This is a genomic window from Serratia sp. TSA_7, assembly GCF_052692135.1.
This window is the reverse complement of sequence record NZ_JBQZFU010000002.1, coordinates 449,414-468,165: the sequence shown is the minus strand read 5'-3', so window position 1 is coordinate 468,165 and position 18,752 is coordinate 449,414. Positions and strand designations below refer to the sequence as shown.

Genomic DNA, 18,752 nt, shown 5'->3' with positions numbered 1-18,752 from the left:
CCAGGCGGCAAGAGCACAAATCCCCAGGAGCTTACATCGGTAAGTGACTGGGGTGAGGGCTGGTAGCCAACAACGCTGCAGCGTGAAAGACGAAGGGCTAGTCTGCCCGGCTCATATAGCGGCGCTCTGCAATATGAATGCGGATTTTGTCGCCGGCGCTGAGGTATTCCGGTACCTGAATGGTCAGGCCGGTCGCCATGGTGGCCGGCTTGTTGCGGGCGCTGGCGGAGGCGCCTTTGATGCCCGGCGCGGTGTCGACAATTTCCATATCCACGGTTTGCGGCAGTTCCAGCGCCAGCACCTGGCCGTCCAGCGTCAGCACCTGCATGCCCGGCAGGCCGGCTTCAGGAATAAACAGCAGCTCGTCTTCGATCTGGTCTTTCTTGAAGATGTACGGGGTGAAATCCTCGTCATCCATGAACACGTATTCTTCCCCGTCGATATAAGAGAAGTTCACCTTGCGGCGGGACAGGGAAATGGTGTCCAGAATATCGTCGCCCTTAAAACGCTCTTCTACCTTCAGCCCGGTGCGGACGTCGGAGAAACGCATTTTGTACAAGGTGCTGGCGCCGCGTGCGCTTGGGCTTTGCACATCGATGTCTTTCACCAACAGCAGTTTGCCGTTGTAATTGATCGCCATGCCGCGCTTAATTTCGTTAGCCTTTGCCATATAAAGTAACCTGCAATGAAGAGTATTTGGGAAGTTGCGACAAGTTACTCGCGCCGCCGATTTCAGGCAAGCAGATCGCGCAAAAACAGTGACGGAAAGGGGATGACGAATGTCACCCCCTGAGCGGATTTACTGAAATACCGGCAGCAGGCCGAGCAGCGCCAGCAGATGTGCGGCGGCGTTGATCACCCCGAACAGAATGATGAACAGGATCATGCCGTGGCCACCAGGCGCGCGATACTGCGCCTGCGGGAAGCGGCGGCGGCTGGCGCGCGCCAACATCGCCGGCACGATCACCGCCCAGATGGTGGCCGCCAGCCCGGCGAAGCCGATGGCGTACAGGAAGCCGTTCGGGAACAGCAGGGCGGCCAGCGTTGGCGGTGCGAAAGTCACCAGCGCGGTTTTGCTGCGCCCGGTAGTGTCATCGCTGAATTTAAAGAAGTCCGCCAGATAATCGAACAGGCCCAGCGACACCCCGAGGAATGAACTGGCCAGCGCCATATAAGAGAAGGCGTTCAGCAATTGGCCAACGGCCTGGCTGCTGGAGACGTTGCCCATTTGTTTGAGCAGGCTGCCGATGTTGCCGCCTTCGGCAATCACCTGCTTGAAGGCGTCGCGGGCGATGTTGCCCTGAATCACATACTGCCACAGGATATAGATAGCCAGTGCCAGCAGCGTGCCGTACACCAGGCTGCGCACCACCGCACGGCTGTCTTTTTGGTAATATTTCACCAACCCCGGCACGTTGCCGTGGTAGCCGAACGACGTCAGCAGATAGGGCAACGCCGCCAGTGCATAAGGCAGGTAGCTGGCCTGGTCATCGCCGCGGTTGAACAGCACCGCCGGTTGTACGTGGGTGAACATATCGCCCACCGACATCACAAAGGTGATCACCATCCCGCCGATCAGAATGGTGCTCAGGCGATCGACGGCGCGGGTCGACAACCAGACGATAAACGCCACCAGGATGGCAAACACCAGCCCTGCGGTGGTTTGGCCGACACCGACGATGCCTTCCAGCGTGTGGGCGATGATCGAGCCGCCGGCGGAAATGTAGGCGTAGGTGAGGATGTACAGCACAAAGGTAATGGAAAGGCCGTTAATGGCGTTCCAGCCTTTGCCCAGCAGATCTTTGACGATGGTATGGAAGCTGGCGCCGCTTGGATAATGCAGTGTGGCTTCCAGGATCATCAGGCCGGAAACCAGCATGCAGGCCCAGGTATAAATCAACAGCGCCACGGAGCCGCTGAACCACACGCCAGAAGTGACGATGGGAATGGAGAACATGCCGGCGCCGACGGCGGTGCCTGCAATGATCATCGCGCCGCCGAGTACCGAAGGGCGGGCTAGCTTCTGGATGGTGTCCGTGGACATTTTTGCTCCTGAGTGGCCGCGTCGGCCGTGAGTTCTTTTGTACTAGCTCAATGGTACATGTGAGATTGATGCATGTAAAGCCGCGAATGCGCTTGTTTCATGCATTAATTGGCGTTAATTAGACAATTTATGGCGTATTTTTTTGCCTGTGTGAGTGAGGCCTGTTTGTGACTATGGAGGTGGGGTGTAAAGATTCGCGAGCAACACCGGATTATGCTGGCGGCGGATGAGCCGTGCTGATATTGTCGCGCTTCAATTCCGCCAGCCCACCGGGAGACTCGCTGATGGACTGTCGTGCCGACTGCGGCGCCTGTTGTATCGCGCCTTCAATATCCAGCCCTATCCCCGGAATGCCCAACGGCAAGCCCGCCAATACCCGCTGCATTCATCTGAGCGAGCAACTGCGCTGCGGCCTGTTCCACTCGCCGCTGCGGCCCAAAGTGTGCGGCAGCCTGCAGGCCAGCCGCGAGATGTGTCATGACCATCGCGACCAGGCATTGATCTACCTGATCAAACTGGAAGCGGACACCGCGCCATAAACACTTTTAAGCGTCTTTAAGTTTCCACAGGCACAGCACCGCGCCGACAACCATCGCCAGCGCGGAATAAAACACCGCGTGATAGCTCCAGATCTCCGCCACCACGCCGGCGACAGAACCGGCAATAATCCAGCCCACGCGTGTGGTGTTGGTAAACAAGGTGGTGGCTGCACCCGCCTGTCCGGGCATCAAATCCTGGAAATAGAGCATGCCGATCCCCGCCAGCACGCCGATAAACGCCGCGTTAAGCAGTTGCAGGGCGATCAGTTGCCAGGTGCCGGTGATAAACAACAGCCCGAAATAAAACAGCAGGCCCGCCGCCACCGCGCAGCGCATCAACATACGTTTGCCGAAGCGTTTGGCCACCATGCCGGCAATCAGCATGGTCGGTATCTCCAGCCCGGCCGCCGTGCCCATCAGTATCCCGGCCAGTTTTTCCGACAGTTGCAGTTCGTGCACCATATACAGCGGCATATTAATCAAATACATGCCATTTGCGGTCCACATAAAGGTGCAGGCCATAAACAACAGCAGCGTATCGCGGCGGTTCTGGCGTGGCGCCTCCAGCGTGGCGCGGGTTGTCACCTGCGTTTTGCGCATCGATGGCAGCATTTTCCACACCAGCACGCCGCACAGGATAAATGCCGCCGCCGCCGCCAGATACATCACCTTAAAGCCAAAGCCCAATGCCAGCGCGAAGGCGATAGGCGGGCCTATTACCCAGGCGAGGGAAACCTGCGCACGCAAAATTGAGCTGAACATCACCGCCTCGCGGCCGGTGCGATCGGCGTGTTCGCGCGCCAGGGCAAACATCTGCGGGTTGGCGGTAGAGCCGAAACTGGTCAGCATCACGCCCACGATCAGCAGCAGGTAATAATTACGGTTCCAGGCAAACAGCACGCAGCCCAGCGCGCCCAGCATGCAGCAGAGGAAAATCAGCGACTTGCGGTCGCCTTTTTGATCCGAGCGGCGGGCGAGAAACTGGCTGACCAGAATGCCGATGACGGCGCTGCCGGTGAAAAACAGACCCACCATCGAAGGACGCACCTGCACTTCCGTCGCCAGAAACAGGCTGAGCGTGGGTGTCTGTAAGGCACCGGCAATCCCGGTGAGAAAAGCCACGACGAGAAAGGCCAGCGAAGTGAGATCGGGCGAGCGTCGCGTTACCGCAGTCGATGTAGGCATAGAGGTCAGCAAAGGGTCGGAATGATAAGGAGTTCGGGTGAATAATACGCCCATTTATCAAGAAAGAACAAAAAAACAAAAAGCGGTTTCATTTTTCCTGGCAGTAAAAAACGTTTATCTGGATAAGGCCAAGTAAAAAGGGCGACGTTGCCGCCGCCCTGTCTGGCAGTTTACGCGCCTGCAGGCACGGCGTGTGCGGTGTTTTTCAGCACCGGGCCCTGATACTTCTCAATCTGCAACTGCGCCATCTGTCCGCAATTGCCTTGTGCCAGGCTGGAGGAACCCACGTCGAAGGTCAGGCAGTTGACGTTGCCGTTCTTGCACAGCGACCCCGGTTGGGAAGGATCGGCCGGATCGAACCAGGCGCCTTCGCTGATGCGCACCACGCCGGGGCGCACGTCTTCGCTGACCACCGCACCGACCAGGATCTGGCCGCGATCGTTAAACGCCCGCACCAAATCGCCATTGGCGATACCACGCAGTTGGGCATCCTGAGGGTGGATCACAATCGCTTCCCGATCCGCTACCGCGTATTTTTTGCGCAGCGGCGTGTTGTCGAGTTGCGAATGGAGGCGGTTGATCGGGTGCGCGGTGTTCAGCGACAGCGGGTACTTCACCGCTTCCGGTCCGCGATACCATTCGTGAGGCGGCATCCAGGTCGGGATACCCGGGCAGTCCTGATACTTCATTTTGGCGATGGCGTCGGAGTAGATCTCGATTTTGCCGGACGGCGTGCCCAGCGGATTCAGCAGCGGATTTTCGCGATAGTCGGCGAAGCGCACCCATTGGGTATTGGCCTCGGGCACCGGGAAACGCACATAGTTGTTGGATTGCCAGAACATGTCGAACGGCGGCAGGGCCACCCGGGCGGCGCGCGCCTGGGTTTTCATGTCGTCGTACATGCCTTTGAGCCACTGGGTTTCATCTTTGCCTTCGGTAAAGGCATCTTGAACCCCCAGCCTGGCGGCCATCGCCGCGAAGATATCGAAATCGCTGCGCGACTCATGCTGCGGCGGTACGCACTGGTGCATCGGGAACACGTACAGCTGCGAGTAATCGCCGCCCATTTCCAGATCGTTGCGCTCATAGCTGGTGGTGGCCGGCAATACGATATCGGCGTGCTTGGCGGTGGCGGTCCAGTAGGGCTCGTTCACCACGATAGTGTCCGGCCGTTGCCAGGCTTTGACCAGGTTATTGGTGTCCTGATGCTGGTGGAAGGTGTTGCCGCCCGCCACGTACACCATTTTCACCTCAGGGTAGGTAACCTGCGCGCCATTGAAGTTAATGGTCTTGCCGGGGTTGGCCAGGCATTCGGCAATGCGTGCCACCGGGATCGGCGACGGGGAGTTCTTCGGCGAATTGCCGGCGGAGATACCGGCAATAATGCCGCCTTTCGCCGTCGGGCTGCCGCCGGAGGAATAATGATAGCTGAAACCGAAGCCGCCGCCCGGCAGGCCAACCTGGCCGAGCATGGCCGCTACCGTGACCAACAGCCAATGTTGCTGTTCGCCATGATGCTGACGCTGAATGCCCCAACCGCCCATGATCATGGTGCGGTTTTTCGCCATGTCGCGCGCCAGTTGGCGCAGCACTGCGGCATCTACGCCGCAAATGTCCGCAGCCCATTCGGCGGTTTTCGGCGTGCCGTCGTGTTCGCCCAGCAGATAGGCCTGGAACTTGTCAAAACCGACGGTGTAGGTTTTCAGGAAGTCCGGGTTATGCAGTTTCTCGGTCAGCAACGTATGGGCGATGCCGATCAGCATGGCGCCGTCCGTATAAGGGCGCGGAGCAATCCACTGCGCGCCGACAAATTTGGCGCTGTCGTTGTGCACCGGATCGATGCTGATGACGCGGGTGCCTTTTTTCTTCAACGCCTCAAAACCAGTCTGGCCGTAGTGATCCGGCACGTTCCAGCTGTTTTTCAGCGTGATCATCGGGTTACAGCCCCACATCACCACCAGTTGGCTGTTTTCAATCACGTTGGGCCAGGCGGTTTGCTGCTCGTAAACCTCCATCGAACCCACTACGTGCGACATGATCACCTGCGCCGCACCGGTAGAATAGTCACCGGCATAGCCGAGGAAACCGCCGGTCAGGTTCATCAGGCGTTGCAGCAGCGTGCGGCTGTTATGCAGCATGCCGACGCTCTTCCAGCCATAGGAACCGGCGTAGATGGACTGCGGGCCGTGATCTTTTTGCAAACGGGTTATCTCGTTGCAGACCAGTTCAATCGCTTTGTCCCAGCTGACGCGCACCCATTCGTCGCGCCCGCGCAGTTCAGTGCGGCTGCCGGGGCCACCTTCCAGCCAGCTTTTACGCACCATCGGGTATTTAATGCGGTTTTCGGCGTGCACCTGGAAGGGTGCCATGGTGATCAACTCGTTCGGATAAGGATCGTCTTTCACCGGCTGTACGCCGACCATTTTGCCGTCTTGCACTATGGCTTCGAAAGCGCCCCAGTGCGCGCCGGTCAGAATGCCTTTTTGCGCCTGGCGCAGTACCACAAACTGCGGCAATGCCTGGCTGATGGCTTGCGCCAGCGCAGATTTAGACCACAGGCCCGCCAGCAGCGGTGCGGCGGCCAGCGCGGTGGCGCCGGCCAGGAAGCGGCGGCGGCTCATTGTTAACGGGTGTTGTTGATATTTGCTCATTGCGCTTCTCCCTTAAAGCTTGGCTGGTGCGGCAGGTGCCATGTCGCTGGCGTGTTTCTGCACGTACTGTGTCAGAACGCGCAGCTGTTCCTGCGTCAACGAGGTGCGTGGAGCCATGCCTTTAATCACGCCGATCCACTGGTTGGCGTTGAAGCGATCGAGGGCGGTCAGGCCGTGACAGCCGGTACAGTTGGCCGACATCATATCCGCCGCGTAGCGCCAGATTTTTTGCTGATCGTCGATCAGTTGCTTGCGTGGCAGCCAGACCTGCAGTGAAACCTGATGCCATACCAGGCCGGTTTCGGCGTCTGTCAGAGTATTGCCGGTTTTCAATGATTTACGGGCGTCTTCACCCAAGATCACGCTGAGGATACGTTTGCCCTGCGCGGCATAAAACACTTCGCTCACGCCGTCCTGTTGCCAACCTGAGACGTTGGCCAGCACCTTGTCGCCGTCTTGTTTCACCACCTGAACTTCGGTGGAAGGCATCAGGTTACCGGCATTGTGGCTGTCGTCCGGCTGCAGGAAGAACGGCTCGGTGGCGATGGTGTACAGTGTGGTGGCGGTAGGCGAGGTTTCCGCCGCCGCCTTCGCCAGTTCGGCGGCGCCGGCCTGAGTTTCGCCGCTCATGTCCGGCAGAATATGCGCCACGCCTTTATGACAGTCGATGCAGGTTTCGCCTTGTTTGATGGCGACCGGGTGCTGAATACGCGCTTCAGGCCGTTGGGCGGTGATGTCCATGGCGTCGAAGCTGTGGCACGAGCGGCAGGTGGCGGAGTCGTTTTCTTTCAACGTTTTCCACACCGACTGGGCCATCGCCAGCTTGTGCGCCTCGTATTTTTCCGGCGTGTCGATGGTGCCGACCATTTCGCCATAAATGTCTTTTACCGCGCGGATTTTGGTCCACAGGTAATCGAGCGGTTCATGCGGGACGTGGCAGTCGGCGCATTCGGCGCGGATGCCTTTGGTGTTCTGGAAGTGAACGCTGCCCTGATATTCAGCCAGAGGCTGTTGCATGGTGTGGCAGGAAACGCAGAAGGTGGTGTCACTGGTTTTATGGAACACGGTGGCGGTGCCCGCCAATAGCGCTGCGCCGAGGATAATGCCGAGCAGCAGTAGCCACAGCCATCCCCACCGGCGCTTTGTTGCCCAGCCCGTTAGTTTTTTGTTCATATTGAACCCACTTATCATTATGAAATACCAAGGAAAACCTTTCCCTAAAAGGTGTTGGCTAAAGGCCAATTAACCAGATTAAGTATAAGGTTTATCGGTAAAAGCATCTAACACTATAGAGTTATTTTTAGTGGAAAAAAGGCCATTCGGGGGATATTTCAGCGTTATATTTTGTATTACATAACGCGTTTTTACAGAGGATTATGACTTTGTAAACAGCGTCACGGACAGGGTATGAAAACCCTGAATGGGAAATGGTTATTTTGTCGGCAGCAATGAGGCTGACGGTAAATAGCATTGGCCGGTCAGCCAGAGATGGATGGCGTTGCGGCTGGCTTCAAAATGCGGCTCCGGCAACGCCTCAGGTAAACACCAGCGCCATTCCGAGCATTTATCCGGTTCTTTCAGTTGCGCCTCACCGCCAGGATGTTGCGTCACCATACATACCGATACCGTATGCTTGCCTTCGGCGCGCCAGGTCTGCAGATTGTTACTGATGCCGATCAGGCTCGGCGGGGCGATGATCAACCCGGTTTCTTCGGCGATCTCACGCTGCGCGCACTGTTCAAAGGTTTCGCCGGCATCCAGATGTCCACCGGGAATTGACCAGAAAGGGGCGTGTTTACCGCAGCGTTTTCCCAGCAAGATCTCTCCCTGCGCATTAACGATGATTACGCCTACGCCCGCGACTACAGTCATGCTTCTCTCCGTCAGCAAAGTTTCAGCACAGTATGTCACTTTTGCACCGCAGCGGATAACCCATAGGCCAAAGTGTGCGTAAGGTCAAAAATTTATCACATCAAAATTGAGAAAACTTGCTTTCAGTCTGGGCTGCTCACACACTGATTGAAACGTTTCAGCGTTATTGCCGCAATGACTTCGTGTCGATAACGCTCCTTTTTCTCAATAAAGCTGAAACGATTCAATTCAGCAGGAGAGGAGAATCATGTTCCAGTTATCACAACAAGACATCCACCTGGGCGCTGCCGCCGGCAGCAAACAGGACGCTATCCGCCAGGTGGCCGCCGGGCTAACCGAGGCCGGCTGCGTCAGCGCCGCCTATGTAGACGGCATGCTGCAGCGTGAGCTGCAAACCTCAACCTACCTGGGCAACGGCATTGCCATTCCGCACGGCACTACCGATACCCGAGATCTGGTGCTGAATACCGGCGTGCAGGTCTTCCAGTTCCCTCAGGGCATCGAGTGGGGCGAAGGCCAAACCGCGTATGTGGTGATCGGCATTGCCGCCCGTTCCGATGAACACCTGGCGCTGCTGCGTCAGCTGACGCACGTCCTGAGCGACGACAGCGTGGCCGAGCAGATGGCGAAAACCACCTCATCCGAAGAGCTGCGCAGCTTGCTGATGGGCGAAAAGCAGACGGCTGAATTCCAGTTCGACGCTTCGTTGATCGCACTCGACGTAGCCGCAGATAACCTAATGACGTTGCAAGCGCTGAACGCGGGCCGTCTGCAGAAAATCGGCGCGGTCAACGCACAGTTCGTCAGCGACGTCATTACCCGTCGGCCGTTGAATCTCGGGCAGGGCATCTGGCTGAGCGACAGCACCGAAGGCAATTTGACCAGCGCGGCGACCCTGAGCCGTCCGGCGCAGGCGTTTGACGAAAACGGCGAGCAAGTGGCGCTGTTGCTGACGCTGTCCGTGGCCGACCAGCAACCGCTGGCGGTGCTGAATTACCTGGGTGACCTGCTGCTGGCGAACAAGGCTGAACGCCTGCTGAACGCCGATGCCGCCACCGTGCTGGCATTGCTGACCAGCGAAGTGGAAGAAGAAAGCACCATGCTGAGCGCCGAGTACGCGATCCGCAACGAACACGGCCTGCATGCCCGTCCCGGCACCGCGCTGGTTAACGTGATCAAGCAGTTCAACAGTGAAATTACCGTCACTAACCTGGATGGCAGTGGCAAACCGGCCAATGGACGCAGCCTGATGAAGGTCGTGGCGTTGGGCGTTAAAAAAGGACATCACCTGCGCTTTACCGCCAAGGGTGAAGATGCTGAAGCGGCGCTGAAAGCGATCGGTGAAGCCATTAACGAAGGACTGGGCGAGGGCGCAGCATGACCAGAAGAGTAGCCACCATAACCCTGAATCCGGCTTACGATTTGGTGGGCTTTTGCCCGGAGATCGAGCGCGGGGAAGTGAACCTGGTGAAAACCGCTGGCCTGCATGCCGCCGGCAAAGGCATTAACGTTGCCAAGGTTCTGAAAGATCTGGGCATTGATGTCACTGTGGGCGGTTTCCTGGGGAAAGACAACCAGGATGGCTTCCAGTTGCTGTTCAGCGATCTGGGCATCGCCAACCGCTTCCAGGTGGTACCGGGCCGTACCCGCATCAACGTCAAGCTGACGGAGAAAGACGGTGAAGTGACGGATTTCAACTTCTCCGGTTTTGAAGTGACATCGCAGGATTGGGATCGTTTCGTGACCGATTCTCTGAGCTGGCTGGGCCAGTTCGACATGGTTGCGGTGAGCGGCAGCCTGCCGGCCGGCGTTGATCCCGATGCCTTTACCGACTGGATGGTCCGCCTGCGTGCACAATGCCCGTGCATCATTTTCGACAGTAGCCGCGAAGCGCTGGTTGCCGGATTGAAAGCGGCGCCATGGCTGGTGAAACCGAACCGCCGCGAGCTGGAAATCTGGGCCGGTCGTCCGTTGCCGCAGTTGGAGGACGTGGTTGAAGCCGCGCATGCGCTGCGCGATCAGGGCATTGCCCACGTAGTGATTTCTCTCGGCGCCGAAGGCGCGCTGTGGGTTAACGCCTCCGGCGCCTGGATTGCCAAGCCGCCGGCCTGCGAAGTCGTCAGCACCGTGGGCGCCGGCGATTCGATGGTTGGCGGCCTGATTTATGGCCTGCTGATGCGCGAATCCAGCGAACACACTCTGCGTTTGGCCACCGCCGTGGCTGCGCTGGCGGTAAGCCAGAGCAACGTTGGCGTGACCGATCGTCCACAGTTGGCCGCGATGATGGCGCGCGTCGATCTGAAACCTTTTAACCAATAGCAGGAGGCGTAATGAAAACGCTGCTGATGATAGACAATTCGTTGGGGCAGGCCCGTGGCCACCTGGCGAAACGCATGCTCGGCGCTGCTGCGGCGAAAACCGGCCTGACGCTGGTTGAGTCGCCTGCCGAGGCCGAACTGGTGGTGGTGGCGGGGCAGACAGTGCCTGCTGACGCCGCGCTGAACGGCAAACGGGTTTATGTGGGCGATGTGGAGTTGGCGGTACGCGAACCGGAAGCCTTCCTCGCACTGGCCAAAGCCGAGGCGAAAGCCTGGCAGGCGCCGGCTGCGGTTGCCGTGCCGGCAAAAGCGGCAGGTCAAAAACGCATTGTGGCGATCACCGCTTGTCCAACCGGCGTGGCGCATACCTTTATGGCAGCCGAAGCCATTGAAAGCGAAGCTAAAAAACGCGGCTGGTGGGTGAAAGTGGAAACCCGCGGCTCCGTGGGCGCCGGTAATGCCATTACGCCTGAAGAAGTGGCGGCGGCGGATCTGGTGATCGTGGCGGCTGACATTGAAGTGGATCTGGACAAGTTCGCCGGCAAGCCGATGTACCGCACCTCTACCGGTCTGGCGCTGAAGAAAACCGCGCAGGAACTGGACAAGGCGCAGGCCGAAGCCGAGATTTTCCAACCGCAGAAAAGCGGCGGTCCGGCTGTGGCCGGCAAGAAGAAAGAGAGCGCAGGGCCGTATCGTCACCTGTTGACCGGCGTGTCGTATATGCTGCCGATGGTGGTGGCGGGCGGTTTGTGTATCGCGCTGTCGTTCGTGTTCGGTATCAAGGCGTTTGAAGTCAAAGGCACGCTGGCCGCGGCACTGATGCAGATTGGCGGCGGTTCAGCCTTCGCGCTGATGGTGCCGGTGTTGGCCGGTTTTATCGCGTTCTCCATCGCTGACCGTCCGGGCCTGACGCCGGGTCTGATCGGCGGCATGCTGGCGGTGAGCACCGGTGCCGGTTTCCTCGGCGGTATCATTGCCGGTTTCCTGGCGGGCTACGTCGCCAAATTTATCAGCACCAAGCTGCGTTTGCCGCAGAGTATGGAAGCGCTGAAGCCGATTCTGATCATTCCGCTGGTCGCCAGCCTGGTCGTCGGTCTGATCATGATTTACATCGTCGGTACGCCGGTGGCGAAAATCATGGAAGGTCTGACTCACTGGTTGCAATCGCTGGGTACCGCCAACGCGGTACTGCTGGGTGCGATCCTCGGTGCCATGATGTGTACCGATATGGGTGGCCCGGTTAACAAAGCGGCTTACGCCTTCGGCGTGGCGCTGCTGAGTTCTTCGGTATACGCCCCAATGGCTGCCATTATGGCCGCCGGTATGGTGCCGCCGTTGGCGATGGGATTGGCGACGCTGCTGGCGCGTCGTAAGTTCGAGAAATCCGAGCAGGAAGGCGGTAAAGCGGCGCTGGTGTTGGGCCTGTGCTTTATCTCTGAAGGCGCGATCCCGTTCGCTGCCCGCGACCCGATGCGTGTGCTGCCATGCTGCATCGCCGGCGGCGCGCTGACCGGTGCGCTGTCGATGGCCTTCGGCGCCAAGTTGATGGCTCCGCACGGTGGTCTGTTCGTGCTGCTGATCCCAGGTGCTATCACGCCGGTGTTGCTGTATCTGGTGGCGATCATCGCCGGTACGCTGTTGGCGGGCGTGTCTTATGCGCTGCTGAAACGCGCTGACGTCCCTGCGGCTACCGCTGCTTAACGTTATCGCAGGCAATAAAAAAACCGGAGCATCAGGCTCCGGTTTTTGCATTTTTGGGGCTTATTGTTGCGCTTTCAGCCAGGCGATTTCTTCCGCCCAGATATCCGGGTTCACGGTTTCGAGAATCAGGGGGATATTGTTGAAACGCGAGTCGCTCATGATGTAACTGAATACCGTTTTGCCGATATTGCCTTCGCCTAGGCTGTGATGGCGATCGACTCGGCTGCCGAACTCGCTCTTGGCGTCGTTCAGATGCATGCCGCGCAGGTAGTTGAAGCCCACCACGTCACCCAGCGCTTTAAAGGTTTGCTCGCAGGTTTCTTCGGTGCGCAGATCGTAACCGGCGGCAAAGGCATGGCAGGTATCGATGCACACGCCGACACGGCTTTTGTCTTCCACGCCGTCAATGATCGCCGCCAGGTGTTCGAACCTGAAGCCCAGATTGCTGCCCTGGCCGGCGGTGTTTTCAATCACTGCCGTCACGCCGACGGTTTTATCCAGCACGATGTTGATGGATTCAGCAATGCGCGCCAGGCATTTGTCTTCATCAATCTGCATCAGGTGGCTGCCGGGGTGGAAGTTCAACAGCGTCAGCCCGAGTTGTTCGCAGCGCTGCATTTCATCCAGAAACGCCTCGCGAGATTTTTCCAACGCTTCGGTCACCGGGTGGCCGAGATTAATCAGATAGCTGTCGTGTGGCAGGATTTGCCCTGGGCCGTAACCGTACTGCGCGCAGGCGCTTTTGAATTTATCAATCACCTCTGCCGGCAGTGGTGCGGCTTTCCATTGACGCTGATTTTTGGTGAACAGGGCGAACGCGGTCGCCTCTAATTCGTGCGCGCGGATAACCGCCTGATCCACGCCGCCTGACGCGCTGACATGTGCACCGACAAACTTCATTTTCATTCTCCTGTGTAATCGGCGCCATTATGGCATTGATGGCGGCAGGATTGAATGGCGACAAAAAGGCCCGCGATAAATCGCGGGCCAGCGAAAGCTCAAGGCTCATCAGAAGAAATGTTGCACCAGCAGGTTCATCGCGCCGCCACCGACAATCAGCCAGATAAACAGCAGGGTGGCCAGCAGAATGGGTTTGACGCCCGCCTCGCGCACTGCGCTGATGTGGGTGGTCAACCCCAGCGCCGCCATCGCCATCGCCAGCATCCAGGTGTCGGCGGTAATCAGGTGTTTCACCCAGGTGGCCGGGATCAGGTTGAACGAGTTCAGCCCGGCGACGGCGATAAACAGCACCGCAAACCACGGAATGGTGATGGCCGATTTGTCCGCCTTGCTCCCGGCATCGCGGCTGCGGCTGATATAACCGGAAAGCAGCAACAAGAACGGCGCCAGCATCATCACGCGGATCATTTTGGCGATCACTGCGGCGTTTTCGGCATCCGGCCCGACGGCATGACCGGCGGCGACAACCTGCGCCACTTCGTGGATGGTCGAGCCGGCATAGATGCCAAAGGTTTCCTGGCTCAGCGGCAGCCACCGGTAATGTTCATTTAACTGGAACAGCCACGGGTAGGCGAAGATCGCCAGCGTACCGAACACCACCACGGTGCTCACCGCTACCGCCACCTTGCTGGAATCGGCCTTCAGCACCGGTTCGGTCGCCATCACCGCCGCTGCGCCGCAGATGCTGCTGCCGGCGCCGATCAACATCGCCGTCTGGCTGTCGATGCCGAACACTTTTTTACCCAGCCAGCAGGCCAGCAGGAAGGTGGTGCTCAGCGTCAGCGCATCGATGATGATGCCGGTAGCGCCGACGTCGGCAATTTGCTGAAACGTCAGGCGGAAGCCGTAAAGAATGATGCCCAACCGCAGCAGACGCTGTTTGGCGAGTTGAACGCCGCTGTGGCAACTCGGTTGCAGCCAGGGATACAGCGTATTGCCCACCAGAATGCCGAACAGGATCGCCAGCGTCAGCGCACCCAGCCCCAGACCGGCAACCCACGGGATATCGCCTGCCCAGATGGCCAGCGCGGTGAGCGCGCCGACCAGCAATAACCCCGGCGCCAGCCGAGGTAAACCGAGCAGGGGAAAGTGTCGTGATGGAAAAGCAGGTGCGGTATTGGTCGCCATGAGTCAGCCCTTTTATTCGAATTCCTTGAGCACAAGACTACGTTTTGGCGGTATAAAAGAGAAATTGATTATATATTTATAACCTATCTGAATAAGTGGTAACTCTCTTCCTCTTTCAGGCTGCAACCTGAACGTTATTGGGGAGAGAAAGCCGTGGGCGAGGTGCGGTCGTCATACCGATTTCTGCAAACGTGGTAATCTTAATGAATAGATACCCTGTGCGTCGTTGCCGGACAGCGGCGCAGATTTAGCATTAATTTCAGTGGTTTTACGATCAGGCCACTTTTCAATACCGAGATGGTTATGCATATCACCTTACGTCAACTGGAAGTCTTTACCGAAGTGCTGAAAAGCGGTTCGACCACGCAGGCCTCGGTAGTCCTGGCGTTATCACAATCGGCGGTCAGTGCCGCACTGGCTGACCTGGAGGGGCAGTTGAGCGTGCAACTGTTCGATCGCGTCGGCAAGCGTCTGGTTATCAATGAACATGGCCGGTTGCTGTACCCGAAGGCACTGGCGCTGCTGGAGCAGGCGGGGGAGATTGAACAGCTGTTCCGCCATGACGGCGGCGCTTTGCGTATCGCCGCCAGCAGCACTATCGGCAACTATATGCTGCCGGAAATGATCGCCCGTTACCGCCACGATTTCCCGGCTACGCCGCTGGAGCTGAACGTCGGCAACAGCCAGGACGTGATTGGGGCGGTAGCGGATTTTCGCGTCGATTTGGGGTTGATCGAGGGGCCTTGCCATATGCCCGAGCTGGTTACTCAGCCGTGGCTGGAGGATGAACTGGTGGTGTTTGCCGCGCCGGAAAGCCCGCTGGCCCGGCAGCCTCTGACGCTGGAGCTGCTGGCCAATGCCCCCTGGATCCTGCGCGAGCGCGGGTCGGGCACGCGAGAGGTGCTGGATCACCTGTTGCTGGCGCATCTGCCGCACTTCCAACTGGTGATGGAGTTGGGCAACTCGGAGGCGATCAAACACGCGGTGCGCCACGGCATCGGCATCAGTTGCCTGTCGCGGCGGGTGATCGACGAACAGTTGGCGAGCGGCGTGCTGGTGGAGCTGACAATCCCGCTACCGCCGTTGATGCGCACCCTGTATCTGATCCACCACCGGCAAAAACACATCTCCAACGCCCTGCAGCGCTTCCTCAGTTACTGCACGTTGCCGGCCTGAAGCGGCGCACTGCGCCAATAACATCCCCATGTGGGGAAATGAAGCATAAAAACCTGCACCCTGTCACATTAATGACAGTAAGTAAGGAAAAATGGGCTGCCGCTAATAATTAGCGCTGAGTTATGAAGCTATCTTATATCAGCGCAATGTTACTAGTTCGCCGGTGGGTATTTGTTACAATCCGCCCTCATTTTTTGACGAGCAGATAGGGTAAGAATGGCTCAGCAGGATATAAAAACATCGGGGCAGCAAGCACCCGGATTGCGCCGCGAGCTGAAAGCGCGGCACTTAACCATGATCGCTATTGGTGGCTCAATCGGCACCGGCCTGTTCGTCGCCTCCGGCGCCACTGTCTCTCAGGCCGGTCCGGGCGGGGCTCTGCTGTCTTATGCGTTGATCGGTCTGATGGTCTATTTCCTGATGACCAGCCTGGGCGAACTGGCGGCCTTTATGCCGGTGTCCGGCTCGTTTTCCACCTACGGCGCCAAATACGTAGAAGAAGGCTTTGGTTTCGCGCTGGGCTGGAACTACTGGTACAACTGGGCGGTGACCATCGCCGTTGACCTGGTGGCTTCGCAGTTGGTGATGACCTACTGGTTCCCGGATGCGCCGGGCTGGATCTGGAGCGCGCTGTTCCTCGGCCTGATGTTCCTGTTGAACTACATTTCGGTCAAAGGCTTCGGTGAAGCGGAATACTGGTTCTCGCTGATCAAAGTCACCACCGTCATTATCTTTATCGGCATTGGCGTGCTGATGATCTTCGGCATTCTGAAGGGTGGCGAACACGCCGGCTGGCAGAACTGGACGGTAGGGGATGCGCCCTTTGCCGGCGGCTTCTCGGCGATGATAGGCGTGGCGATGATCGTCGGCTTCTCGTTCCAGGGGACCGAGCTTATCGGTATCGCGGCCGGCGAATCGGAAAACCCGGGCAAAAACATCCCGCGCGCGGTGCGCCAGGTGTTCTGGCGTATCCTGCTGTTCTATATCTTTGCGATCCTGATTATCAGCCTGATCATTCCTTATACCGATCCAAGCCTGCTGCGTAACGACGTAAAAGACATCAGCGTCAGCCCGTTCACGCTGGTGTTCCAGCATGCCGGCCTGCTGTCGGCGGCGGCGGTAATGAACGCGGTGATCCTGACGGCGGTGTTGTCCGCCGGTAACTCTGGCATGTACGCTTCTACCCGCATGCTGTTTACCCTGGCATCGGAAGGCAAAGCGCCGCGCATTTTCGCCAAACTGTCGAAGGGTGGGGTGCCGCGCAATGCGCTGTATGCGACCACCGTGGTGGCGGGCCTGTGTTTTCTGAGCTCGATGTTCGGTAACCAGTCGGTTTATCTGTGGCTGCTGAACACCTCGGGCATGACCGGCTTCATCGCCTGGTTGGGGATAGCCATCAGCCACTACCGGTTCCGCCGCGGCTATATGATTCAGGGGCGTGACCTGAACGATCTGCCGTACCGTTCCGGCTTCTTTCCGCTGGGCCCGATCTTTGCCTTTGTCCTGTGCCTGATCATTACGCTGGGACAGAACTATCAGGCGTTCCTGCAAGACCGGATCGACTGGTACGGCGTGACCGCGACTTATATCGGCTTGCCGCTGTTCCTGGTGATCTGGTTCGGTTACAAGCTGACGCGCGGCACCCGCGTGGTGAAGTACAGCGAGATGGAATTCCCGAAAATGGACGTGAAATAACGCCAGTCCGCACCTTGTGAATGTCCGGTTGCAGCCTGCAGCGGTGCAATCGGGCATTCAACGAGTATGAAACGCGGTGTCTCTCGCCGCGTTATTCCTTAGTATTCATCGCCAGCGCTTGCTGCGCCGCTGCCATCAGGCTGTCCACAGTTTGATAATCCTGAGTTAACGCCAACGCCCCGGCGTTCAACTGCAACGTCACCTCACCGAAAACACCAAAGGCATACGGCGCTTCCAGCGGCGGCATGATGCGCGCCAGAAACTCCCCTTCGGAGCCGTAAGGCAAATCGTGCACCAGGATCAGAAACTGGCCGCCGGTATAACGGCTGACAAAATCGCTTGGACGAACCAGCATTTTCAGGCGCTCGCCGATAGTGCGCAGCACGTCATCGCCGATCAGCACGCCGTGGCTTTGATACAGCGCCGCCAGCGGAGTGAATTCAATAATAAACAGGTGCGAAAGCGGGTGTGCCGTTGCCGATGGCCGGCAAATCTCTTGCATCACCGCTTCACCCCCCGCGCGGTTGAGAAAACCGGTCAGATGATCGCGATGAGCCGCTTTTCGTTTTTCGCCTCTCAGCGTGACGTACTGCACCAACTGGCGATGGTAGAGCGCGATCACCCCATGAGCCAGCAGTAGCCACAGCGGGATGATATTCGCCAGCAAAAACAGATTTTGCATGCGTGACAGCGGTGCGGCCAGCAGGTAAGGCAGCGTCAGCAGCATGACCTCCAGCAGGGCAAAGCGGGGCGCTGCGGCATGGCGCTGCATCAGCCAGAAGGCCAGCGCGGTAATCAGCAGGCCGGCGAACAGGATTAGCACCATGCGGCCAGAAAGCATGGCCAACAGCGCAATGGCGCCGACCAGCGCCGACCACAGCAGCACTGACACCAGCATGGCATTCGGCCAGATGGGAGGGGTGACGCGAGCCAGCCACCAGCGTATGCCGGTCAACCCAAGCAGCAGCACCAGCAGCGCGGCGCCGATCGCCATATTGCTCAGCCAGGCGTAGGCCAGCAGCAGCACGACTACACCGGCGGCGTTCAGCCAAGGAGTTCGGGGAGAAGGGACAAGCGTAAGCCGTAGTTGGTGTTGGAACTGGGCGTCATCAGCCTGTTGTGGAGCTTGTACCAGCCAGTGCAGCAGGGCGGGTCTTTTAGGCGTTAACGTGGGTGGTCGACTTCTCATGGCTGCCTCTTCAATAAGGGCCTAAGCAGTAGGTCCTAAATATCCGGCCAGGCGTGGTTGACGCGCCGTTTACCGGTCAGGATTTGGATTCTAGGTGGTTTTGTCGCAATTTGTCACAGCGCTGCGTGGGGCGATGAAACTTTCGGAATTATTAACCCTGCTCAGCAGGATGAGGTTGTTGCGGCTGTTTGGCGAATACTCTTTAAAAATAAAGTGTTACATCTCAACATGGCAGGTAATAGCTATTGATATGATTGATAAGTATTATCGTTTGCTTTATTGTTAGCGGCTGCT

Annotated in this window: 15 protein-coding genes; 6 read left to right on the top strand and 9 right to left on the bottom strand. The window is 58.3% G+C overall.

The annotated features are described in order from the left end of the window. Positions 1–97 precede the first annotated feature (97 nt). Positions 98–670: an elongation factor P-like protein YeiP gene (gene yeiP, locus ACUTQW_RS11100; RefSeq protein WP_013813782.1), complete on the bottom strand. Its 573-nt coding sequence runs from the start codon at positions 668–670 to the stop codon at positions 98–100. A 129-nt stretch (positions 671–799) separates the two neighbouring features. Beyond that, positions 800–2,044, bottom strand: a complete 1,245-nt coding sequence (mtr, locus tag ACUTQW_RS11095) for a tryptophan permease (RefSeq protein ID WP_006326741.1) — start codon at positions 2,042–2,044, stop codon at positions 800–802. A gap of 284 nt (positions 2,045–2,328) precedes the next feature. Here mtr and ACUTQW_RS11090 point away from each other — a divergent pair, with 284 nt between their 5' ends. After that, positions 2,329–2,583 (top strand): YkgJ family cysteine cluster protein, encoded by a 255-nt coding sequence (locus ACUTQW_RS11090; RefSeq protein ID WP_004947052.1) that lies wholly within the window; start codon positions 2,329–2,331, stop codon positions 2,581–2,583. A 6-nt stretch (positions 2,584–2,589) separates the two neighbouring features. Here ACUTQW_RS11090 and ACUTQW_RS11085 read toward each other — a convergent pair whose 3' ends face one another. The 4 genes from ACUTQW_RS11085 to ACUTQW_RS11070 form a co-directional block, all read right to left on the bottom strand. Then, complete coding sequence (locus ACUTQW_RS11085; RefSeq protein ID WP_037433983.1) at positions 2,590–3,768, bottom strand: sugar efflux transporter; 1,179 nt, start codon at positions 3,766–3,768, stop codon at positions 2,590–2,592. 170 nt (positions 3,769–3,938) lie between these two features. Further along, positions 3,939–6,419, bottom strand: coding sequence for a trimethylamine-N-oxide reductase TorA (gene torA / locus ACUTQW_RS11080; protein ID WP_006326735.1), 2,481 nt, complete (start codon positions 6,417–6,419; stop codon positions 3,939–3,941). A 12-nt stretch (positions 6,420–6,431) separates the two neighbouring features. Continuing rightward, complete coding sequence (locus ACUTQW_RS11075) at positions 6,432–7,592, bottom strand: NapC/NirT family cytochrome c (RefSeq protein ID WP_006326734.1); 1,161 nt, start codon at positions 7,590–7,592, stop codon at positions 6,432–6,434. A 258-nt stretch (positions 7,593–7,850) separates the two neighbouring features. Next, on the bottom strand, positions 7,851–8,291 hold the full coding sequence (locus tag ACUTQW_RS11070; RefSeq protein WP_004947041.1) for a nucleotide triphosphate diphosphatase NUDT15: 441 nt from the start codon (positions 8,289–8,291) through the stop codon (positions 7,851–7,853). A 247-nt stretch (positions 8,292–8,538) separates the two neighbouring features. Here ACUTQW_RS11070 and fruB point away from each other — a divergent pair, with 247 nt between their 5' ends. Genes fruB through fruA form a run of 3 tightly spaced genes read left to right on the top strand, consistent with a single transcriptional unit; the run spans position 8,539 to position 12,310 of the window. Continuing rightward, positions 8,539–9,672, top strand: coding sequence for a fused PTS fructose transporter subunit IIA/HPr protein (fruB, locus tag ACUTQW_RS11065; RefSeq protein WP_006326733.1), 1,134 nt, complete (start codon positions 8,539–8,541; stop codon positions 9,670–9,672). Beyond that, positions 9,669–10,610 carry a 1-phosphofructokinase gene (fruK, locus tag ACUTQW_RS11060; protein ID WP_062792154.1) on the top strand — a complete coding sequence of 314 codons (942 nt, stop codon included), beginning with the start codon at positions 9,669–9,671 and terminating at the stop codon, positions 10,608–10,610. Before fruB ends, fruK begins: the two co-directional genes overlap by 4 nt. Positions 10,611–10,621: 11 nt before the next feature. After that, the gene (gene fruA / locus ACUTQW_RS11055) at positions 10,622–12,310 is read left to right on the top strand and encodes a PTS fructose transporter subunit IIBC (protein WP_004947032.1); all 1,689 of its coding nucleotides are present in this window, start codon (positions 10,622–10,624) and stop codon (positions 12,308–12,310) included. A gap of 60 nt (positions 12,311–12,370) precedes the next feature. On the opposite strand, the gene nfo is transcribed toward fruA, so the two are convergent. After that, positions 12,371–13,210, bottom strand: coding sequence for a deoxyribonuclease IV (gene nfo / locus ACUTQW_RS11050; RefSeq protein ID WP_006326731.1), 840 nt, complete (start codon positions 13,208–13,210; stop codon positions 12,371–12,373). Between the two features lie 108 nt (positions 13,211–13,318). Continuing rightward, on the bottom strand, positions 13,319–14,398 hold the full coding sequence (locus ACUTQW_RS11045) for a YeiH family protein (RefSeq protein WP_006326729.1): 1,080 nt from the start codon (positions 14,396–14,398) through the stop codon (positions 13,319–13,321). A gap of 303 nt (positions 14,399–14,701) precedes the next feature. Between ACUTQW_RS11045 and yieE the strand changes: the two genes are divergently transcribed. After that, positions 14,702–15,574 carry a DNA-binding transcriptional regulator YeiE gene (gene yieE / locus ACUTQW_RS11040; RefSeq protein WP_006326721.1) on the top strand — a complete coding sequence of 291 codons (873 nt, stop codon included), beginning with the start codon at positions 14,702–14,704 and terminating at the stop codon, positions 15,572–15,574. Positions 15,575–15,790: 216 nt separating this feature from the next. Beyond that, a complete protein-coding gene (locus ACUTQW_RS11035; protein ID WP_004947022.1) occupies positions 15,791–17,269 on the top strand; it encodes an amino acid permease in 1,479 nt (492 codons plus the stop codon). Between the two features lie 91 nt (positions 17,270–17,360). On the opposite strand, the gene ACUTQW_RS11030 is transcribed toward ACUTQW_RS11035, so the two are convergent. Next, on the bottom strand, positions 17,361–18,458 hold the full coding sequence (locus ACUTQW_RS11030) for a GGDEF domain-containing protein (protein ID WP_445654858.1): 1,098 nt from the start codon (positions 18,456–18,458) through the stop codon (positions 17,361–17,363). Positions 18,459–18,752 lie beyond the last annotated feature (294 nt).

What these genes read in the sequence shown, in the direction of transcription:
- yieE (WP_006326721.1), top strand. Translation starts at nt 14,702, where the DNA reads ATGCATATCACCTTACGTCAACTGGAAGTCTTTACCGAAGTGCTGAAA.
- nfo (WP_006326731.1), bottom strand. Translation starts at nt 13,210, where the DNA reads ATGAAGTTTGTCGGTGCACATGTCAGCGCGTCAGGCGGCGTGGATCAG.
- ACUTQW_RS11030 (WP_445654858.1), bottom strand. Translation starts at nt 18,458, where the DNA reads ATGAGAAGTCGACCACCCACGTTAACGCCTAAAAGACCCGCCCTGCTG.
- ACUTQW_RS11075 (WP_006326734.1), bottom strand. Translation starts at nt 7,592, where the DNA reads ATGAACAAAAAACTAACGGGCTGGGCAACAAAGCGCCGGTGGGGATGG.
- ACUTQW_RS11045 (WP_006326729.1), bottom strand. Translation starts at nt 14,398, where the DNA reads ATGGCGACCAATACCGCACCTGCTTTTCCATCACGACACTTTCCCCTG.
- fruB (WP_006326733.1), top strand. Translation starts at nt 8,539, where the DNA reads ATGTTCCAGTTATCACAACAAGACATCCACCTGGGCGCTGCCGCCGGC.
- ACUTQW_RS11070 (WP_004947041.1), bottom strand. Translation starts at nt 8,291, where the DNA reads ATGACTGTAGTCGCGGGCGTAGGCGTAATCATCGTTAATGCGCAGGGA.
- ACUTQW_RS11085 (WP_037433983.1), bottom strand. Translation starts at nt 3,768, where the DNA reads ATGCCTACATCGACTGCGGTAACGCGACGCTCGCCCGATCTCACTTCG.
- ACUTQW_RS11090 (WP_004947052.1), top strand. Translation starts at nt 2,329, where the DNA reads ATGGACTGTCGTGCCGACTGCGGCGCCTGTTGTATCGCGCCTTCAATA.
- torA (WP_006326735.1), bottom strand. Translation starts at nt 6,419, where the DNA reads ATGAGCAAATATCAACAACACCCGTTAACAATGAGCCGCCGCCGCTTC.
- ACUTQW_RS11035 (WP_004947022.1), top strand. Translation starts at nt 15,791, where the DNA reads ATGGCTCAGCAGGATATAAAAACATCGGGGCAGCAAGCACCCGGATTG.
- mtr (WP_006326741.1), bottom strand. Translation starts at nt 2,044, where the DNA reads ATGTCCACGGACACCATCCAGAAGCTAGCCCGCCCTTCGGTACTCGGC.
- yeiP (WP_013813782.1), bottom strand. Translation starts at nt 670, where the DNA reads ATGGCAAAGGCTAACGAAATTAAGCGCGGCATGGCGATCAATTACAAC.
- fruK (WP_062792154.1), top strand. Translation starts at nt 9,669, where the DNA reads ATGACCAGAAGAGTAGCCACCATAACCCTGAATCCGGCTTACGATTTG.
- fruA (WP_004947032.1), top strand. Translation starts at nt 10,622, where the DNA reads ATGAAAACGCTGCTGATGATAGACAATTCGTTGGGGCAGGCCCGTGGC.